This window comes from Haemophilus sp. UMB1048 (genome assembly GCF_030218125.1).
Classification (GTDB): domain Bacteria; phylum Pseudomonadota; class Gammaproteobacteria; order Enterobacterales; family Pasteurellaceae; genus Haemophilus_D.
Genome location: NZ_JASOPB010000104.1, coordinates 1 through 269 on the forward strand (window position 1 = coordinate 1; position 269 = coordinate 269).

A 269-nucleotide genomic window follows, 5' to 3' on the forward strand; every position below is an offset into this window, starting at 1 on the left:
TTCTGCGGTTTCATCCTTGCTAAGATGATTAAGAAAATCGAGCCCGCTGTGGCTAAACGCTTCACGAAAATTTAGTTGCTTATCCAGAGCCGCCAGCATATCCGGCGAGTTGATGTACTCTTTCAGATACAACGCATCTTCTGCGGAACTGGGGTTAGAGGCACCCAGAAGCAGACCAAAATTCAGGCTGCCGCTGTTTAAATCATCCGAGCGTTTAATGGCGACTTTCGACTCGCTCATATAGCGAGGCTGGCTGAAGATAGCCAGAT

1 protein-coding gene is annotated in these 269 nt (G+C 48.3%); it reads right to left on the reverse strand.

Annotated features, from left to right (window positions below; all coding sequences use genetic code 11):
• Positions 1–240: hypothetical protein (locus QP437_RS10065; protein ID WP_285267737.1), on the reverse strand; the 240-nt coding region annotated here is incomplete at its 3' end.
• Between the last annotated feature and the right edge of the window lie 29 nt (positions 241–269).